The following is a 19,858-nucleotide window of genomic DNA, read 5'->3' on the forward strand; positions in this document are numbered from 1 at the left end:
CCCGACCCGGTCAACCCGCCCCGGCGGCGGAGGTCATCCGACCGGGCGGCTCCCACCGCGTTTGGCCCGTGCCGCGTCGGGTACCGCAACCCCGTCGGACCACCGGACGAGGAGCCGCGCCATGCCCAGCCGCGACGGGATCGCCGAGCCGTGGGGCACCAGGACGCCCTACGGGCCGGGGGAGCGGTGGCCCACGCGGGTGGACACCCGGCTCGCCGACGGGGTGACCGCCGACGACGTCGACGAGTGGGTGCCCACGGCCTCGGTGCTGCACTCCAACGGCGACGGCCTGCACCTCGCGGTCAAGGACGGGCGGGTGGTCGGGGTCCGCGGCCGGGCCGACGACCGGGTCAACCACGGCAGGCTCGACCCCAAGGACCTGTTCGCCTGGCAGGCCAACCGCTCCGCCGACCGGCTCACCACACCCCTGGTCCGCGACGGCGGCAGGCTGGTCGAGGCGAGCTGGGACGAGGCCATGGGGCGGGTCGTCGAGCGCAGCCGGGCGCTGCTGGGCGACCGCGGCCCCGGTTCGATCGGCTTCTACACCAGCGGCCAGCTCTTCGCCGAGGAGTACTACACCCTCGCCGCCGTCGCCCACGGGGCGATCGGCACCAACCACGTCGACGGCAACACCCGGCTGTGCACCGCCACCGCCGCGGCCGCCCTCAAGGAGTCCTTCGGCTGCGACGGCCAGCCCGGCTCCTACACCGACGTCGACCACGCCGACGTGATCGCCCTGTTCGGCCACAACGTCGCCGAGACGCAGACCGTGCTGTGGTCCCGGATGCTCGACCGGCTGGCCGGGCCGAACCCGCCGCTGCTGGTCTGCGTCGACCCGCGCACCACCGCGGTCGCCCGCGCCGCCACCGTCCACCTCGCCCCGCTGCCCGGCACGAACGTCGCCCTGATGAACGGCCTGCTGCACGAGGTCGTCGCGCACGACCGGGTCGACCACGACTTCGTCGAGCGGTCCACCGTGGGCTTCGCCGACCTCGCCGAACAGGTGCGGCAGTGGCCGCCCGAGCGGGCCGCGGCGATCTGCGGCGTGCCCGCCGAGGAGATCCGGCACGCCGCCCGCGTCCTCGGCGGCGCCCGGCGCCTGCTGTCCACCGTGCTCCAGGGCTTCTACCAGTCCAACCAGGCCACCGCCGCCGCGGTGCAGGTCAACAACCTGCACCTGCTGCGCGGAATGATCGGCAAGCCGGGCGCGGGCGTGCTCCAGATGAACGGCCAGCCCACCGCCGAGAACACCCGGGAGTGCGGCGCCGACGGCGACCTGGTGGGCTTCCGCAACTGGAACAACGACGCGCACGTGGCGGACCTGACCGAGCTGTGGAACCTCGACGCGAACGCCATCCCGCACTTCTCGCCGCCGACGCACCTCATGCAGATGCTGCGCTACGCGGAGAACGGCTCCCTGCGGATGCTGTGGGTCAGCGCCACCAACCCCGCCGTGTCCCTGCCCGAACTGGCCCGGGTCCGGTCGATCCTCGGCCAGGACCGGCTGTTCCTGGTCGTGCAGGACATCTTCCGCACCGAGACCGCCGAGCTGGCCGACGTCGTGCTGCCCGCCGCCGCGTGGGGGGAGAAGACCGGCACCTTCACCAACGCCGACCGCACCGTGCACCTGTCCCGCCGGGCCGTCGACCCACCCGGGCAAGCCCGCGCCGACCTGGACATCTTCCTCGACTACGCCCGCCGCATGGACTTCCGCGACCGCGACGGCGCGCGGTTCCCGCCGTGGCACGACCCGCAGTCGGCGTTCGCCGCCTGGCAGCGGGCCAGCGCGGGCAGGCCGTGCGACTACTCGGGGCTGGACTACGACATGCTCGCCGAACGCAGCGGCGTGCAGTGGCCGTGCAACGCCGAGCACCCCGACGGCACCGAACGCCTCTACGCGGACGGGAAGTTCTTCGCCGCACCCGACTACTGCGAGAACTACGGCCGCGACCTGGTGACCGGCGCTCCGATGGAGGCCACCGAGTACCGGGCCATGAACCCCGACGGCAAGGCCATGCTCAAGGCGGCCGACTACGTCCCGCCGCACGAGCGCCCCGGCGAGGAGTTCCCGCTGTCGCTGATCACCGGCCGCACCGTCTACCACTTCCACACCCGCACCAAGACCGGCCGCACCCCCCAGTTGCGCGACGCCGCCCCCGAGGTGTGGGTTGAGGTCTCCGCCCCCGACGCCGAGGCGCACGGCGTCACCGAGGGCGACCTGGTGGAGGTGAGCACCCCGCGCGGGTCGGTCCGCGCCCACGCCCGCGTGTCCGCCATCCGGCCCGGCGTGCTGTTCCTCCCCTTCCACTACGGCTACTGGGACACCGAGGCGCCACCGGACGGCGACCGCGAGCACCACCGCGCGGCCAACGAGCTGACCATGACCGATTGGGACCCGGTGTCGAAGCAACCCCTCTTCAAGACCGCCGCCGCCGCGCTGACCCGGATCGCCGCGGGCGACCGCCCCGCGGCCGCCCCCACCACCGGCGCGGCCACACCGCTCGACCCGACCGTTCCCGCCACCACGGGCGGCCCGGCCGCCACGGTCCAGGAAACCCACGCGGCGGAGCAGACCGCAGGCGGTGCCCGGTGAAGCTGAACCTCGTCCTGCGCGAACTGCACCGCGCCGAGACCGCGCTGGCCCGCAACCTCCGCCGGGCGGCCGAGCGGCACAGGGTGGAGCACGAGGTCCACCACGTCGCCCTCGACCTCGCCGAGTGGTCCGCGCGGCACGTCCGCGACCTCGCCGCCACCGCCCGCAGCCGCGGCCTGGGCCTGGACGCCCACAGCGCCGACCGCCCCGGCCTGCTGGCCCCGCTGCGCACCACCATCAGCGAACTCGCCGTCCACCGCCCCGAACCGGGGCTGCTCCTCCTGCGCGACCTCCGCGCCCTGCACCGCACGACCGCGGGCCTGTCGGTGGACTGGGAACTGCTCGCCCAGGCCGCCCAGGCGGCGCGCGAACTCGACCTGCTCGCACTGGCCCAGCGCTGCCACCCGGACACCCTGCGCCAGCTCAAGTGGACCAACGCCATGCTCAAGGTGCTCTCACCGCAGATCCTGATCGGCTGACCGGGTCACCCGGCCGCGCGGCGGTGCAGGCGGATCGCCGAGACCAGGAAGAAGACACCGCCCAGCGTCGCGTACCCGGCGACGGTGGTGAGCGACGCGCCCGCACCAGCGGCCTGGACGACGAAGCTCGTGCCCGCGACGGCGGAGATGCCGCCGCTGAGGACCATCGCCCACTGGCCGCCGAGCCCGCGCCGCAGGACCGCCACGATGAGCTGCACGATGCCCGCGGTGATCGCCCAGGCACCCCACACCCGCAGCACGTCCGGGATGCCGGAGGTGACGGCGACGGCCAACCCGATGGCGGCGAGCAGGCTCAGCGCCATGTTGGCGTACAGCGGCACCCGCGGCCGGGCGGTGCCCGAGGAGCGGAAGTCGACCACGGCCGCGGCGACGTCGAACAGCGGGTAGACCACCAGCAGGGCGATGCTGACCGGCGTGAGCGCCGAAGCGGTCAGCACCACCAGGCCCGCCCAGACGACGGCGAAGCCGAAGCGGGCGTAGTACAGGTTCCGCAATCCCGTGGTCGTGCCCGCGACATCAGCCGCGGTGCCGGTGGCGTCGGTGTGGGTGGAAGTCGACATCGGATTTCTCTTTCGGCCACATCAGGTGGATAGAACGATCGGTCTACTCAACCTTGGGTCACGATTCCGTCCATGTCAAGACCGATCGTTCTGTCTGCTAGCGTCGAGGCGGAACTCGGGAAGGAGAGGTGGATGTCGGAAGCACGGGCGCGCCTGCTCAGCACGGCCAGCGGGTTGTTCTACGCCGAAGGGCTCCACTCCGTGGGCATCGATCGCATCATCGCCACAGCGGGGGTGACCCGAGCGACGCTGTACCGGCACTTCCCGGGCAAGGACGACCTCGTTGTCGCCTACCTGACCCTGGCCGACGAGGCGATCCGCGCGCGCGTGGACGCCGCGCGGTCCCAGGACGCGCTCCCCGAAGACGTCATCCGGACCGTCGCTCGGTCCATCGCCGACGACATCCGCGGCCCCGGCTTCCGGGGCTGCGCGTTCCTCAACGCCGCCGCCGAGTACCCCGACCCGGCCCACCCGGTCCACCGGGCGGTGCTCGGGCACCGGCGGTGGTTCCTGGCCGCGATCACCGAACTCTTCACCGACACCGGGAAGCCCGATCCGGAACCCGCGGGCAGGCACTTCGCCATGCTGCGCGACGGCGCCATGGCCGCGGGCTGCCTGACCGACCCGGAACCCATCTGCGCGACGTTCCTGCGCGGGGTCGAAGGACTCCTCGAGTACCGCAGCGGTCTGGGACCTGACGACGGCGCCTGAGGGCACACCCCGATCACCCCACCCGCGACGCGGCGGCCACGGCTGTGATCATCGTGACGCCCCGCTCACGTGCTCACGGCCGCGCCGAGTCGGGTGACGGCGGCGATCGGGTCCTCCAGTCCCGCGACGACGCAGTCGACCACGCGGTCGACACCTCCCGCGCGCAACGCGGCCCGCTGCCGGTCGGCACCGGAACCGGCGCGAACTAGCACGTCGACCGCGGCGGTGGTGAAGGCCAGGTCGCCCATCTCCTCAAGGGCGGGGCCGACCCGGTCCAGCAGGTCGCCCACCCGCCGCCGCCCGGTGCTGGGGGTCGCGCGCACCGGATCGATGGCGGGCCCGGTCAGCCCGTGCCGGGCCGCCGCCCACACCGACGCCGCGGCGACCTGCGGGTCGAGCCGGGGTCCCTCGCGGCCCGCCGCCAGCTCGGTCAACGCGGTGCGGACCAGAGCGCGCGACAGGGCGACCTGGAGCACCGCCTCCCAGGGCTCGACCACGGTGTCCGCGGCCCGCAGTTCCACCGTGGGCAGGTGCGCGGACGGCCGGACCAGCCAGAAGGTCATCCGGTCGTCGACGAGCACCCCCAGGTCGACCAGGCGGTCGACCTGCCGGTCGTGGTCGGCGGCCGAGGCGAACCAGGGCGGCAGCCCGAAACCGGGCAGCCGGGCCTGCTCGAGCACGCGGAGGCTGGCCTGCCGGTGGTCCCGCCCGTACCGCACCGCGGAGTTCGCCGACAGGGCCAGCAGCGTCGGCAACCAGGGGGAGACGTGGTTGAGCACGGCGACCGCCGTGTCCCGGTCGCCGACCCCGACGTGCACGTGGCACCCGGACACCTGGTAGTCGCTGAACACCGGCCCGAACCGCTCGAAGATCTCCGCGAACCGCGGCCCGACCGAGCCCGCCGCCGCACCACCCTCGATGACCGGCACACCGCACGCCGCCAAGCGCATCCCCAGTTCGGCGGCGGTCGCGGTGAGTGCCGTCCGCGCCTCGCAGACCTGGGACCCCACCTCGGAAAGCGTCCGGCACACACCGCTGGCGACCTCCACCTGGGTCTGCATCAGCTCCGCGTGCAGCGCGCCACGGGTCAACTGCGCCCGCCCCAGCACCTCGGCCGACCGGGGCGCGGGGAGCCCGGTCGCCTCGTCGAGCAGGAGGAATTCCTCTTCGATGCCGACCGTGACACCGTCGTCCGCTTGGAAGGCCACCGCATCCCCCTGTCCGCGCATCCCCGCCCGGGACAGCCGCAGGCGGAGTATTCCCAACCGGACTCCAGGACAACCACCGGGTCGGGACCCGGTGTCCGGGCAGGGACTCCAGCGGCCGGATCGACGACCGCGACCACCTCCCCCGGCCGCACGCCGCCGGAACCGGATGCCGGCCGCTGGGCCCACCTCGGAACCGGGGTGGAAAAACTCGACCGGGCATCACTTTCCGGTCGGAGGTCTTTTGTTCGGTCCTTCGGGGTTTCTTGCTCTGCCGCGACGGCGCCCCGACCGGGTGGCGCCACATTGTTTGCCTCCCCGCAGCGCTACCAGGGGTGGTGTGAAGAGGAAGTCAAAGTGCGGAGGCGGGATCTTGTGGACGAACCGACAATGATGGTGTATACGCCCGGGGGCGCGTGGACAAGAATGGAAAATTGGTTGATTTCCCAAAGTGGCGGTGCGGGCGTCGGATGGGGCGGAACACCTTTTACGGAACCCTGATGGGTGGGTGGGCCGGAACGGATGTATGGTTCTGCCGGTTTGTGCCGGACATCCGGGCAACCGGGATCTCCACCGCACCGGACAAACCTCGTACCCCCGCGCGCCGATGCTCCGGCGAAAGAGGCGAACTCGCGGGATCGACGTCCCCACCAGGCAAATTTGGAGTGTAGGCACCATGAACTTCATCCAGTCGATCGTGACCCTGTTCCTCACCATCGGTGACATCAACATTTTCTGAAACATTTTCCGGACTCGTCGGGCTTCGTCCTGAACGACCGTCGGAACCGACCGCGGCCACCTGGTTTCAGGTGGTCGCGGTCTTTGTGTCCTCGGTGGACCGGTGCTGCCCGCCCGTGGTGGAGTAAAACGGCGAAGTTACGACCGTGTTGCGTATCACTTTAACCCGTCCGCCGATCGGGTTACCCCGAACGCATGATTGAGTGACGCGGCGTATGGCTGCGCACGGCAGGTGGACCTCCACGCGGAGGACGGTATTTCGGGGTGTGCGCCCGACCTCTCAGGGTGCACAGATTAGGAGCGGGAATGGTTGCCGAACAGCGCGACGTGCTGAACCTGTCCAAGGCGCAGCGGGGAATCTGGTTCGCCCAGCGTCTTGATGCGGACAATCCCGTGTTCACCGTTTCCCAATACCTCCACCTCCGCGGTGCCCTGGACGTCGTCGCGCTCGAAGGGGCGGTCCGGCGGGTGCTGGGTGCGTCGGAAGCTCTCCGCCTGCGCTTCGTCGAGCACGACGGCGAGCCGGTGCAGTTCATCTCCGAGCCGGTCCACTGGGAACTGCCCGTGGTCGACCTGGCGGAGGAGCCGGACCCGGAGGAAGCCGCCCGGTCCTGGATGCGGCGGGACCTGGCGGCGCCGACGGACGTCTTCGGCGACAGGCTGTTCCACGCCGCGCTGATCCGGCTCGCACCGGACGAGTTCTTCTTCTACCAGCGCGTCCACCACCTGCTCCTCGACGGCTACGGGGCCGTGCTCGTGCTCCGCCGCATCGCCGAGGACTACTCGGCCCTGCAGCGGGGTGAAACCGTGGCGGACACCGGGTTCGGGTCCCTGGTCGACGTGATCGCCGAAGACGGCGAGTACGCGACCTCGGAGCGCCGTGGAACCGACGCCGAGTACTGGCGGACGCGGTTCGCGGACCTGCCGGAGCCCACCCAGCTCACGGACTCGGCCGCGGGGCTGGCCACCTGGTCGCTGCACCGGTCCGCCGCCGTCGGCCCCGGGGAAGCCGAGCGGCTGCGCGCCCTCGCCCGGACGCTGCGGACCGACTGGTCCCCGGTGGTGATCGCGGTCGCCGCCGCCTACCTGCACCGCAGCACCGGTGCCCGGGACTTGGTCCTCGGCCTGCCGGTCACCGCCCGGCGCACCGCCGCGCAGCGCGCCACCCCGGCGATGCTGTCCAACGTGGTCCCGCTGCGGCTGCGGATCACCCCGGCCACCACGACCACCGACCTGGTGGCGCAGACCTCGCGCCAGGTGCGCGACGCCCTCAAGCACCAGCGCCACCGCGCCGAAGACCTCCGGCGCGACCTCGCGCTGCCCCGGTCCCGGCGCCTGCACGGGCCCACGGTGAACATCCTCCCGTTCGCCCCGGAGATCGAGTTCGGCTCGCACGCGGCGTCGCTGCACAACCTGTCGGTCGGACCGGTCGACGACCTGTCCATCGTGGTCCAGGGCATCTCGGCCGAGCACGGGCTGCGCGTCGACGTGACCGCGAACCCCCTGCGCTACAGCGAAGAGGAGCTGGCCGGGCACCACGAGCGCCTGGTGCGGCTGCTCCGCGCCGCGACGGCGCACCCCACGGCGCCCATCGGCGAGCTGGAACTGCTCGGCGAGCCGGAGCGCCGCCTCGTCCTCCAGCGGTGGAACGCGACCACCGTCGAGACCCCGAAGACCACCGTCCCCGAGGCGTTCGCCCGCCAGGCCGCCGCGACCCCCGAACGGGTCGCCGTCTCCGATGGACGGACGACGCTCACCTTCGCCGAGTTGGACCGGCGCGTCGACGAACTCGCCCGGGTGCTGGCCGCCCGAGGGGCCGGTCCGGGCCGCGTCGTGGCGGTCGCGCTGCCGCGCTCGGTCGACAGCGTGGTCGCGCTGCTCGCGGTGGGGCGCGCGGGCGCCGCCTACCTGCCGCTGGACGTCTCCCACCCGGTGGACCGGTTGGCGTTCCTGCTGGCCGACGCCGAACCCCACCTGGTGATCGCCCACTCCTCGACCCGGGACCTCCTCCCCGAGGTGGACGTCGTGCTCGACGAGGTCGACCTGGCGGCGGTCCCGCACGTCGACCCGACCCCCGCCGGGCCGGGCGACCTCGCGTACGTGATCTACACCTCGGGTTCCACCGGTCTGCCCAAGGGCGTCGCGGTGGAGCACAGTGCCTTGGCGAACCTCCTGGCGAGCCACACCAACAGGCTCTTCCCCGCGGGCCGCGCCGCCGCCGGGCGCGCGGTGCTGCGCGTGGCCCACCTGTCCGGCATGGCCTTCGACGCCGCGTGGGACCCGGTGCTGTGGCTGGTGGCCGGGCACGAGCTGCATGTCGTGCCCGACGCCGTGCGCCGCGACCCCGAGGCGTGCACCCACCACCTGCGCGACGGGCGCATCGACGTGATCGAAACGACCCCGTCCTACCTGCGGCAGTTGCTCGCCGCGGGCCTGCTCGCCGAACCCCGGCGCCACCCGGCGGTGGTGGCGCTCGGCGGCGAGGCCGTGGACCCCGAGCTGTGGCGCGAGCTGACCGACGGGGACCGGGTGCTGGGGGTGAACCTCTACGGACCGACCGAGTCCACTGTGGATGCCGTGATGACGGCGATGCCCGGCCACGGCTCCCCGGTCATCGGCAGGCCGGTGGACAACGTGCGCGCCCACGTCCTCGACCACGCGCTGATGCCGGTGGCCCCGGGGGTGCGCGGTGAGCTGTACCTGGCGGGCGCGGGTCTGGCCCGGGGTTATCACAACCGGCCCGCGCTGACGGCGACGCGGTTCGTCGCCGACCCGTTCGGCGGCCCCGGGCAGCGGCTCTACCGCACCGGCGACCTGGCGCGCTGGACCAGCGAGGGGGTGCTGGAGTTCCTGGGCCGGGCCGACGACCAGGTCAAGATCCGCGGCCACCGCGTCGAACCCGGTGAGGTCCAGGCTGTACTGGCGGCCCACCCCGACGTGGACGACGCCGCGGTGCTCGCCGACGGGACCGGGGAGTCCGCGCGGCTGGTCGCCTACGCGGTGTCCTCGGTGGAGCCCGCCGAGCTGCGGGCGCACCTGCGCCACCGCCTGCCCGAGCACATGGTTCCCCAGGTGGTCCTCACCCTGGCGGAACTGCCCCTGACGGTGAACGGCAAGCTCGACCGCACCCGCCTGCCCGACCCCGCCGCAGCGGGAGGGGTCGAGGGGCCGGGCCGCCGCGGTCCGGCGACCTGGTTGCAGGCGCGGCTGTGCGCGATCTTCGCCGAATCCCTGGGCCGCACCGGGGTCGGCCCGGACGACGACTTCTTCGAACTGGGCGGGCACTCCCTGGTCGCGACCAGGGTGGCGGGCCGCATCCGCGCCGAACTCGCCGCCGACATCGCCATCCGCGACCTGTTCGAGGCGCCCACCCCGGCGCTGCTGGCCGAGCGGGTCGAGGCGGGCGGGAACGCCGACCGGCCGCGGCTGGTCGCCGCACCCCGGCGCGAGCGGGAACCGCTGTCCGCCGCGCAGCAGCGGCTCTGGTTCCTCAACCGGCTCGACCCCGGCGCCGCGGGCTACACCATGCCCGCCGTCCTGCGCCTGACCGGGGCGCTGGACCAGGCCGCCCTGCGAGCGGGGCTGGCCGACGTGGTGACCAGGCACGAAAGCCTCCGCACGATCTTCGCCGAGTCGGACGGCCTGCCGTACCAGCGCGTCCTCGACCCCGGGCACACCGGGATCACCCTGGCGGTCGAGGACGTCGCCCCCGCCGGGATCGCCGAGCGGCTGACCGCCGAGGCCGGGCGCGGGTTCGACCTGTCCGCCGAGGCGCCGCTGCGCGCGACGCTGCTGCGCGTCTCGGACTCCGAGGCCCTGCTCGTGCTGGTGCTGCACCACATCGCGGGCGACGGCTGGTCCTTCGGCCCGCTGGCCCGCGACCTCGCCTCGGCCTACCGGCTGCGCGCCGACGGGGTGGGCACCGGGCTGCCGCCGCTGGCGGTCCAGTACGCCGACTACGCCCGCTGGCAGCGCGAAGTCCTCGGCGCGGAGGACGACGCGGACAGCCGCGCCGCCCGGCAGTCGGCGTTCTGGGGCACCGCGCTGCGCGACCTGCCCACCGAGCTGACCCTCCCGGTGGACCGCCCCCGCCCGCCGCGGCCGACGGGGGAGGGCGCCGCTGTCGCGGTGGAGGTGCCCGCCGCCGCGCACGCCGCCCTCTCCCGGCTGGCCGCCGAGAGCGGCACCAGCCTGTTCATGGCCCTGCACGCGCTCTTCGGGGCCACCCTGTCGAAGTTCGGCGCCGGTGCGGACGTCCCGATCGGCACCCCCGTCGCCGGGCGGACCGATCCCGCGCTCGAAGACCTGGTCGGGTTCTTCGTCAACACGCTCGTCCTGCGCACCGACCTGAGCGGCGACCCCAGCTTCACCGAACTGCTGCGCCGCGTGCGGGAGACCGACCTGGCCGCCTTCGAGCACCAGGACCTGCCGTTCGAGCGGGTGGTCGAGGAGTTGGCCCCGCAGCGCGCACCCGGGCGCAACCCGCTGTTCCAGGTGATGCTCACGTTGCAGAACAACCCGGCGCCGCGCATCGAGCTGGGCGACCTGCGGGTCGAGGCGGGACCCGCCGCCCGGACCTCGACGGCGAAGTTCGACCTCTCCCTCACCCTGACCGAGCGGTACGACCCCACCGGGGCACCCGGGGGCATCACCGGGGAGCTGGAGTACAGCACGGCGATGTTCGACCGGACCACGGCGTCCCGCCTGGCCCGCGGCGTGGTGACCCTCCTGGGGAACGTCCTCGCCCGGCCGGACGAGCCGCTGCGGACCGCCGATGTGCTCACCGACGACGAGCTGCGCGAGGTGATCACCCAGGGCACGGGGACGAGCCGGGAGGTCGGCGCCGAGACGCTGCCGGAGGTCTTCGGGCAGCGGGCGCGGCTGCACCCCGACCGCACGGCGGTGGTGGCCGCCGACGGCACCCTCACCTTCGCCGAACTGGACCGCCTCGCCGACCGCCTGGCCCGGGAGATCGCCGCCCGCGGCGCCGGGCGCGGCCAGGTCGTCGCGGTCGTCCTGGAGCGCTCCCTCGGCACGGTGGTCGCGCTGCTGGGCGTCCTGCGCGCGGGCGCGGTCTACCTGCCGGTGGACCTGGAGTACCCGGACGACCGGATCGCCCACCTCATCGAGGACGCCGCCCCGGCCCTGACGCTGACCACTTCGGAGACCGCGAACCGGTGCGGCACCGGTGTTCCGGTGGTGCTCCTCGACGACCTCCCGCCGGACTCGGGCGCCGGGCAGCTCCCCACCCCGCCCCGGCCCGTCGACCTCGCGTACCTGCTCTACACCTCGGGTTCGACCGGGCGCCCCAAGGGCGTCGCGGTGGAGCACCGCAGCCTGGCGAACCTGCTCGCCAGCCACCGGGAGCAGGTGTTCGCCCCGGCGACCGCCGCCGCCGGTCGCGACGTGCTGCGCGTCGCGCACACCGCCGGGGTGTCCTTCGACGCGTCCTGGGACCCGATCCTCTGGCTCGCCGACGGCCACGAGCTGCACCTGCTCGCCGACGCCGTCCGCCGCGACCCCGAAGCCCTCCTTGACCACCTGGCCGAACACCGGGTCGACGTCGTGGAGACCACTCCCTCCTACGTCCGCTACCTGCTGCCCATGGGCCTGCTCGCCGAGGACCGGCACCGCCCCCGGGTCATCGCGCTCGGCGGGGAAGCGGTGGACCCCGCCCTGTGGCAGGAGCTGTCCGGGGTGCCCGACGTGCTCGCCTTCAACCTCTACGGCCCGACCGAGTCCACAGTGGACTCAGTGGTCGCCCGGCTCGGCGACCACGACCGCCCGGCGGTGGGAACGGCGATCGCCAACGTGGGCGCCCACGTGCTCGACCCCGGGCTGCGCCCGGTGCCCCCCGGTGTCACCGGGGAGCTGTACCTGACCGGGGCCGGGCTCGCCCGCGGCTACCACGGCCGCCCCGGGTTGACCGCCGAGCGCTTCGTGGCCTGCCCGTTCGACGGCGGGGCGCGGATGTACCGGACCGGCGACCTCGTGTGCCGGACCCCCTCCGGCGTCCTGGAATTCGTCGGCCGCGTCGACGACCAGGTGAAGATCCGCGGGTTCCGCGTGGAGCCGGGGGAGGTGCAGGCCGCACTGGTCGGTGCCGAGCGGGTCGACGCGGCGGCGGTGCTCGTGCACCGCGGCCCCGGGGGGATCGACCGGCTCGTGGCCTACGTGACCGGCGCCGACCCCGACCCGGTCGCCGTGCGCGAGCACGCCGCGCGGCTGCTGCCGGACTACATGGTGCCGCAGGTGGTCGTGGTGGTCCCCGAGCTGCCGCTGACCGTCAACGGCAAGCTGGACCGGGCCCGGCTGCCCGAACCCGACCTCACCGCCGCACCCGAGGGCCGGGCACCCGGCACCCGGGTCGAGGCGGAGCTGTGCGCGCTGTTCGCCCAGGTCCTCGGGCTGCCCGGGGTCGGGGTGGACGACGACTTCTTCGACCTCGGCGGGCACTCGCTGCTCGTCACGCGGCTCACCAGCCGGGTGCGCGCGGTGCTCGGCGCCGAGGTGGCCATCCGCACCGTGTTCGAGGCACCCACCCCGGCGGCGCTCGCTACCCGGATCACCCCCGACGGCTCCACCCGGGCCCGCCTCACCCGGCGGGAGCGGCCCGACCGGGTTCCGCTGTCGCACGCGCAGCGCCGCATGTGGTTCCTCAACAGCTTCGAAGGCACGGGTGCGGGCTACCACATCCCGATGGCCCTGCGCCTGCGCGGGGAACTCGACCACGACGCCCTGCGCGCCGCGCTCGCGGACCTCACCGCGCGGCACGAGGTCCTGCGCACGGTCTTTCCCGTGGAGGACGGGGTCCCCCACCAACTCGTGCTCCCCGCCGAGCAGGCCGGTGTCCCGCTGCCGGTGCTCGACGCCGACCCGGCGCGGCTGCGCGCGGTCCTCGCCGAGCACGCGGCCCGCCCGTTCGCCCTCGACGCGGAGCTGCCGCTGCGCGCCGCGCTGGTCCGGGTGGGCCCCGGGGAGCACGTGCTCCAGGTCGTGACCCACCACATCGCCAGTGACGGGTGGTCCACCGCGCCCATGGCCCGCGACCTGGCGACCGCCTACACCGCGCGCCTGCGCGGCGAGGCGCCGGAGCAGCCCGAGCTGCCGGTGCAGTACGCGGACTACTCCCTGTGGCAACAGGAACTGCTCGGCGACGAGGGGGCCGAGGACAGCACCGCGCACCGGCAGCTCGGCTTCTGGCGCGAGGCGCTGTCCGCGCTGCCCGACGAGCTGTCGCTCCCGCACGACCACCCCCGGCCCCGGGAGTCGACCTACACGGGCGGGACCGTGCCGCTCACCGTGCCCGCCGACCTGCACGCCCGGGTCGCCGAGTTCGCCGCCGAGCACGGCGCCAGCCTCTTCATGGTGCTGCACGCCGGGCTGGCCACCCTGCTGTCCAGGCTCGGGGCGGGGGAGGACGTCGCGATCGGCACCGCCGTCGCCGGTCGCACCGACGAGCGGCTGGAAGAACTGGTCGGCTTCTTCGTCAACACCCTGGTGCTGCGGACCGACCTGTCCGGCGCCCCCGGCTTCGCCGAGCTGCTGCGGCGGGTGCGGGCGGGTGACCTGGCCGCGTTCGACCACCAAGACGTCCCGTTCGAGCGCGTCGTGGAGGAATTGGCGCCGCCGCGCACGCTCAACCGCCACCCGCTGTTCCAGGTCATGCTGACCGTGCAGAACGCCGCCCGCCCGGACCTCGCGCTGCCCGGGCTGGCGGTGACCACGGCCGGGGACGACGACGTGGCCGCGGTGAAGTTCGACCTCTCGTTCTCGGTGGCCGAGCACCACGGGCCCGACGGCGCCCCCGCCGGGCTGTCGGGCACCGTGGAGTACAGCGCGGACCTGTTCGAGCCGGGCACCGCGCACCGGCTCGCCCGCTGGCTGCCCCGGTTGCTCGAATCCGCCCTCGCCGACCCGACCCGGCCCGTCGCCGACCTGGAACTGCTCTCCGGCGCGGAACTGGAAACCGTTCTCCAGACCTGGAACGACACCGGCCGCGAACTGCCCGCCGAGACCGTGGCGGCGGAGTTCGAGCGGTGGGCAGGCGGACCCGGCCGGGACCGCACCGCCGTGGTCGCCGCGGGCCGCGCGCTCACCGCTGGGCAGCTCGACGCGCACGCCAACCGGCTCGCCCGACTGCTGCGCCTGCGCGGGGTCGGCGCCGGGGACATCGTCGCGGTGGCCGTCCCGCGCTCGGTGGAGACGGCCGCGGCGCTGCTCGCCGTGCTCAAGGCGGGAGCCGCGTACCTGCCGGTCGACCTCACCTACCCCGCCGAGCGCATCGGCCTCATGCTGGCCGACGCCGCCCCGGCGCTGGTGCTGACGACCGAGGCAGTGGCCTCCCGATTGCCCGGGGTCCACACCCTCGTGCTCGACGACAGCCGGGTGGTCGCGGAACTCGACGCCACCCCGCCCGCCCGCCTGGCGGAGGCGGAACTGCGGCGCCCGCTCGACGGCGGGCAGCCCGCGTACGTCATCTACACCTCGGGCTCCACCGGGCGCCCGAAGGGCGTCGTCGTCGAGCACCGCTCGCTGGCCAACCTGCTGCGCCACCACCGGGAGCACGTGTTCGAGCCCGCCGCGCACCGCCTCGGCGGTCGCGGGCTCCGGGTCGCGCTGACCGCCGCCGTCGCCTTCGACGCCTCCTGGGACCCGTTCCTGTGGATGGTCGCCGGGCACGAGCTGCACATCGTCGACGACGACACCCGGCGCGACGCCGGGGCGCTCGCCGAGCACCTGCGCACGCGGGCCATCGACGTCGTCGAGACCACCCCGTCGTACCTGCGCCAGCTCATCACCACCGGGCTGCTCAGCGGGGACGGCCACCGGCCCTGCGTGCTCGCCCTCGGCGGCGAGCAGGTCGACGAAGCCCTCTGGGCGCAGTTGCGCGCCACCGAGGGGGTCACCGCCTACAACTTCTACGGGCCCACTGAATCCACTGTGGACTCGGTGATCGCCGACATCGACGACACCGAGAAGCCCGCGATCGGCAAGCCGGTGCGCAACACCCGCGCCTACGTCCTCGACACCCGGCTGCGGCCCGTCCCGCCCGGTGTGGCGGGTGAGCTGTACCTGTCCGGGGCGGGGGTCGCCCGCGGGTACCTCAACCGCACCGGGCTCACCGCCGAGCGCTTCGTCGCCGACCCCTTCGGCGACAGCGGCGACCGCATGTACCGCACCGGCGACCTCGTGCGCTGGCGCTCCGACGCCACCCTGCAGTTCCTCCGCCGGGGCGACGACCAGGTGAAGGTGCGCGGCTTCCGGGTCGAACCGGCCGAGGTCGTCGCCGCGCTGGAGGACGACCCCTCCGTGGCCGAGGCGGCGGTCGTCCTGCGGGAGACCGGGGCGGACGACGCGGCCCTGGTCGCCTACGTGGTGGCGGGCGAGACCGAGCCCCGGGCCGACGCGCTGCGCTCGGCGCTGGCCGCGAAGCTCCCCGACCACATGGTCCCCTCGGCCTTCGTCGTGCTGGACCGGATGCCGCTGACCCCCAACGGCAAGCTCGACCAGCGGGCACTGCCGGTGCCCGGCCCGCAGACCCGATCCGCCCACCGCGGACCGAGGTCACCGCGCGAAGACCTGCTCTGCAAGCTGTTCGCGGAAACGCTGGGCCTGCCGAGGGTGGGGATCGACGACAGCTTCTTCGACCTCGGCGGCCACTCGCTGCTCGCCAACGCCCTGATGTCGCGCATCCGCACCGCGCTCGGCGTCGACCTGCCGATCCGCAGGCTGTTCGAGGCCCCGACCGTGGCCGGGCTGGCCGAGCGGCTGGACGCGGGCGGTGCCGGGAGCGACCTGGACGTGCTGCTGCCCCTGCGCACCACCGGCGACCGGCCGCCGCTGTTCTGCGTGCACCCCGCCAGCGGTCTGTCGTGGACGTACTCCGGTCTCCTGCGCCACCTCGAACCCGACCAGCCGCTCTACGGGCTCCAGTCGCGGAAGCTGACGCAACCGGGGTACGCGCCCGCCAGCATCGAGGAGGTGGCCGCCGACTACGTCGAGCACATCCGCTCGGTGCAGCCGCACGGGCCCTACCACCTCCTGGGCTGGTCCTTCGGCGGCAACCTCGTGCACGAGGTGGCGGCGCAGTTCGAGGCGGCGGGGGAGCGGGTCGGCCTGCTGACCGTGCTCGACGCCTTCCCCCAGGCCCCGCGCGACGGGCTCGAAGCGGCCAGCGAGGCGGACATGTTCGCCGCGCTGCTGCGCAGCCAGGGGTTCCCCGTCGAACCCGGCCGGTCCCTCGACCGCGCCGCCGTGCTGGAGCACTTCCGGGAGATCGGCAGCCCGATGGGCAGCCTGACCGAGGACGCGCTCGGCGGCATGATCGGCGCCTTCGTCAGCCAGGCCGTGCTCATGCCCGGCTTCGTCCCGCACGTGGTCGAGGCGGACGTGCTGTTCTTCGCCGCCACCGAGAACCGCGAACCCGACGGACCCGAGGTGGCCGACTGGCTGCCCTACCTCACCGGCCACGTCGAGGTCCACGACGTCGACGCGGCCCACGTCGAACTCACCCAACCCCACGCGCTCGGCGTCATCGGCCCGATCCTGTCCCGCAGGCTCGCGCACGTCCAGGACCGCGCCCAGCAGACCCGAACCGGAGCAGGAGACCGAGGATGACCAACCCGTTCGACGCCCCAGACGAGCAGTACCTGGTGCTGGTCAACCACGAGAACCAGCACTCGCTGTGGCCCTTCTTCGCCAGGGTCCCGGCGGGCTGGGCGGTCACCTTCGGCCCCGACGAGCGCACCGCCTGCCTCGACCACATCGAGCGGAACTGGACCGACATCACCCCCGCCAGCGCCAGGGACGGGGAGGCACCGCGATGACCGGGGCGGCCATCAGCCTGGAAGGCCTCGGCAAGTCCTTCGGCGCGAAGAAGGCGCTCGACGGCGTCGACCTGGAGGTGCCCGCGGGCCAGGTGTTCGGCCTGCTGGGCCCCAACGGCGCCGGGAAGACCACCACCGTGCGGATCATCAGCACCCTGCTGCGCCCCGACCGCGGGCGGGCGCTGGTGGCCGGTGAGGACGTGGTGCGCGAGCCCGACCGGGTCCGCCGCAGGATCGGGCTGTCCGGGCAGTACGCCGCGGTCGACGACAAGCTGACCGGCTACGAGAACCTGTACCTGGTCGCCAAGCTCTACGGCATGCGCCGCCGGGTCGCGGCGGACACCGCGCGGGACCTGCTCGCGCGGTTCCACCTGGAGGACGCCGCCGACCGGGCCGCCGGGACCTACTCCGGCGGCATGCGCCGCAGGCTCGACCTGGCGGGCGCGCTGGTCGCCGCGCCGCCGGTGGTCGTGCTCGACGAGCCCACCACCGGGCTGGACCCGCAGAGCAGGCTCGACACCTGGGACGTCGTCGGCGAACTGGTCGGGCAGGGCACGACGGTGCTGCTCACCACCCAGTACCTGGAGGAAGCCGACCAGTTGGCCGACCGGATCGCGGTGATCGCCAAGGGCAAGGTGATCGCGGAGGGCACCAGCGACGAATTGAAGGCGGCCACCGGCGGGGAACGGCTGGAGGTCGTCACCGCGACCCCCGGTGAACTCGCCACCGCCCACCGGGTCCTCGCCGCCGTCGGCTCCGGCACCCCCGCGGTCGACCGGCGGGCCCGCCGGATCGAGGTCGCGGTGGGTGCGGGCGCGGCGGGTCAGCGCGCGCTGGCCGCCGCCGCGCACCGCCTCATCGTCGAGGGCGTGCGGGTCCTGGACATGGGGATGCGCCGATCCACCCTGGACGACGTCTTCCTCGCCCTGACCGGGGAGGTCATGGACTCCGGTGACGCGGAGGAGACCGCGGTCCTGCCGGAGGTCCTGGAGTGGCCCCGCCACCACGGCCACCTCAACCGGGGCGGGGTGGGCGCGTGACGGTCCTGGTCAGGGTTGCGCGCGACAGCGGCACAGTCGCCTGGCGCAACCTGCTCAACATCCGCCGCACCCCCGGGTCGATCTTCGCCAGCGTGCTGCAACCGATCATGTTCGTGCTGCTGCTGGGCTACGTCTTCGGCGGCAGCCTCGGTGGCGACGCCTACCGCGAGTTCATCATGGGTGGGATCTTCGCCCAGACGGTCACCTTCAACGCCTCGTTCACCACCATCGGCCTCGCCAACGACCTGCAACGGGGCATCGTCGACCGGTTCCGGGCGCTGCCGATGTCGCGGGTCGCGGTCATGCTCGGCCGCACCACCTCCGACCTGACCACCAGCGTGGTCAGCCTGACCGTGACCAGCCTGTGCGGCCTCGCGATCGGCTGGCGCATCCGCGGCGGAATCCTCGACGCCGTCCTCGCCTACCTGCTCATCCTGCTGTTCGCCTTCGCCATGTCCTGGGTCGGCGCCTTCATCGGCCTCACCGCCCGCAGCGTCGAGGTGGCCCAGAGCCTCGGGCTGATCTGGCTGTTCCCGGCCACGTTCATCTCCTCGGGCTTCGTCTCCGTCGCCGCGATGCCCGAGCCGCTGGCCACCATCGCGGAGTGGAACCCGATCACCGCCCTGGCCAACGCCGCCCGGTCGCTGTTCGCCAACCCCACCCCGGCCGGGCTGCTGCAACCGCAGGCGTGGCCCGCCCAGCACGCGGCCCTCTACGCCGCCCTCTGGTCCATCGGGCTGGTCGCCCTGTTCATGTCGCTGTCCGTGGCCCGCTACCGGCGTGTCGCGAGCAGGTGACCGGGCGGGCCCGGTGACCGGGGTCCGGGTGGACCGGACCGCCTGGAATGCTGTGCGCGTGGACGTGCGCGCCAGGAACAACGTCGTGGTCACCGGCAACGAGAGCGGCCCGGTGCTGGTGCTCGCCCACGGCTTCGGCTGCGACCAGAACCTGTGGCGCCTGGTGGTGCCGCTGCTCGCCGAGCGGTTCCGGGTGGTGCTGTTCGACCACGTCGGCGCCGGGCGCTCCGACCTCTCGGCGTGGACGCGGGAGCGCCACTCGTCGCTGCGCGGCTACACCGACGACGTGCTCACCCTGCTGCGCGAACTCGACCTGCGCGACGTCGTGTTCGTGGGCCACTCGGTCAGCGCGATGATGGGGGTGCTGGCCGTCGCCGAGGAGCCGGAGCGCTTCGCCAAGCTGGTGCTGCTGACCCCGTCGCCGCACTACCTCGACGACGGCGACTACCGGGGCGGGTTCAGCGCCGAGGACATCGACGAACTGCTCACCTCGCTCGACAGCAACTACCTCGGCTGGTCGGCGACCATGGCCCCGGTCATCATGGACAACCCCGACCGCCCCGAACTGGGCGCGGAGCTGGCCGACCTGTTCTGCGGCACCGACCCGCACATCGCCTCGGTGTTCGCCCGCGTCACCTTCCTCTCGGACAACCGCGAGGACCTGGCGGCGGTGACCGTGCCGACCCTGGTGGTCGAGTGCGCCCGCGACGCCATCGCGCCGACGGGGGTGGGCGCGTACGTCCAGTCCCGGATCGCGGGCAGCACCCTGGTCACTCTCGACGCGGTCGGGCACTGCCCGCAGCTCAGCGACCCGGAGATCACCGCCGAGGCCATCATCGCCTTCGCCGCACCGCGCTGAGCGCGCCCGCGGCCTCGTGTGATCAA

The 19,858-nt window shown here is 73.6% G+C and carries 10 protein-coding genes; 8 read left to right on the plus strand and 2 right to left on the minus strand.

Annotated features, from left to right (window positions below; genetic code table 11):
- Positions 1 to 121: 121 nt before the first annotated feature.
- Both DFQ13_RS02580 and DFQ13_RS02585 read left to right on the plus strand, forming a co-directional pair.
- The gene (locus DFQ13_RS02580; protein WP_110078636.1) at positions 122 to 2,593 is read left to right on the plus strand and encodes a molybdopterin oxidoreductase family protein; all 2,472 of its coding nucleotides are present in this window, start codon (positions 122 to 124) and stop codon (positions 2,591 to 2,593) included.
- Entirely contained in the window at positions 2,590 to 3,072 is a 483-nt protein-coding gene (locus DFQ13_RS02585) for a hypothetical protein (protein WP_035290414.1), read from the plus strand. The genes DFQ13_RS02580 and DFQ13_RS02585 overlap by 4 nt, the downstream gene beginning before the upstream one ends.
- Before the next feature lie 5 nt (positions 3,073 to 3,077).
- Here DFQ13_RS02585 and DFQ13_RS02590 read toward each other — a convergent pair whose 3' ends face one another.
- On the minus strand, positions 3,078 to 3,653 hold the full coding sequence (locus DFQ13_RS02590) for a hypothetical protein (RefSeq protein WP_110078637.1): 576 nt from the start codon (positions 3,651 to 3,653) through the stop codon (positions 3,078 to 3,080).
- Positions 3,654 to 3,785: 132 nt separating this feature from the next.
- Here DFQ13_RS02590 and DFQ13_RS02595 point away from each other — a divergent pair, with 132 nt between their 5' ends.
- The gene (locus tag DFQ13_RS02595) at positions 3,786 to 4,364 is read left to right on the plus strand and encodes a TetR/AcrR family transcriptional regulator (RefSeq protein ID WP_110078638.1); all 579 of its coding nucleotides are present in this window, start codon (positions 3,786 to 3,788) and stop codon (positions 4,362 to 4,364) included.
- 65 nt (positions 4,365 to 4,429) lie between these two features.
- On the opposite strand, the gene DFQ13_RS02600 is transcribed toward DFQ13_RS02595, so the two are convergent.
- Positions 4,430 to 5,572: a carboxylate-amine ligase gene (locus DFQ13_RS02600; RefSeq protein WP_233438228.1), complete on the minus strand. Its 1,143-nt coding sequence runs from the start codon at positions 5,570 to 5,572 to the stop codon at positions 4,430 to 4,432.
- Positions 5,573 to 6,613: 1,041 nt separating this feature from the next.
- Between DFQ13_RS02600 and DFQ13_RS02605 the strand changes: the two genes are divergently transcribed.
- From DFQ13_RS02605 to DFQ13_RS02625, 5 genes are read left to right on the plus strand one after another with little or no spacing between them, the layout of a single operon-like run.
- Positions 6,614 to 16,927 (plus strand): non-ribosomal peptide synthetase, encoded by a 10,314-nt coding sequence (locus tag DFQ13_RS02605; protein WP_219994231.1) that lies wholly within the window; start codon positions 6,614 to 6,616, stop codon positions 16,925 to 16,927.
- On the plus strand, positions 16,924 to 17,136 hold the full coding sequence (locus DFQ13_RS02610; protein WP_035290406.1) for an MbtH family protein: 213 nt from the start codon (positions 16,924 to 16,926) through the stop codon (positions 17,134 to 17,136). Before DFQ13_RS02605 ends, DFQ13_RS02610 begins: the two co-directional genes overlap by 4 nt.
- On the plus strand, positions 17,133 to 18,176 hold the full coding sequence (locus DFQ13_RS02615; protein ID WP_063936054.1) for an ATP-binding cassette domain-containing protein: 1,044 nt from the start codon (positions 17,133 to 17,135) through the stop codon (positions 18,174 to 18,176). Before DFQ13_RS02610 ends, DFQ13_RS02615 begins: the two co-directional genes overlap by 4 nt.
- The gene (locus tag DFQ13_RS02620) at positions 18,173 to 18,973 is read left to right on the plus strand and encodes an ABC transporter permease (RefSeq protein ID WP_035290404.1); all 801 of its coding nucleotides are present in this window, start codon (positions 18,173 to 18,175) and stop codon (positions 18,971 to 18,973) included. The genes DFQ13_RS02615 and DFQ13_RS02620 overlap by 4 nt, the downstream gene beginning before the upstream one ends.
- The gene (locus tag DFQ13_RS02625) at positions 18,957 to 19,832 is read left to right on the plus strand and encodes an alpha/beta fold hydrolase (RefSeq protein WP_233438229.1); all 876 of its coding nucleotides are present in this window, start codon (positions 18,957 to 18,959) and stop codon (positions 19,830 to 19,832) included. Before DFQ13_RS02620 ends, DFQ13_RS02625 begins: the two co-directional genes overlap by 17 nt.
- Positions 19,833 to 19,858 lie beyond the last annotated feature (26 nt).

This window comes from Actinokineospora spheciospongiae (genome assembly GCF_003182415.1).
Taxonomy (GTDB): domain Bacteria; phylum Actinomycetota; class Actinomycetes; order Mycobacteriales; family Pseudonocardiaceae; genus Actinokineospora; species Actinokineospora spheciospongiae.

Coding starts and splice junctions, on each gene's coding strand:
- DFQ13_RS02580 (WP_110078636.1), top strand. CDS start 122: ATGCCCAGCCGCGACGGGATCGCCGAGCCGTGGGGCACCAGGACGCCC.
- DFQ13_RS02590 (WP_110078637.1), bottom strand. CDS start 3,653: ATGTCGACTTCCACCCACACCGACGCCACCGGCACCGCGGCTGATGTC.
- DFQ13_RS02595 (WP_110078638.1), top strand. CDS start 3,786: ATGTCGGAAGCACGGGCGCGCCTGCTCAGCACGGCCAGCGGGTTGTTC.
- DFQ13_RS02605 (WP_219994231.1), top strand. CDS start 6,614: ATGGTTGCCGAACAGCGCGACGTGCTGAACCTGTCCAAGGCGCAGCGG.
- DFQ13_RS02610 (WP_035290406.1), top strand. CDS start 16,924: ATGACCAACCCGTTCGACGCCCCAGACGAGCAGTACCTGGTGCTGGTC.
- DFQ13_RS02615 (WP_063936054.1), top strand. CDS start 17,133: ATGACCGGGGCGGCCATCAGCCTGGAAGGCCTCGGCAAGTCCTTCGGC.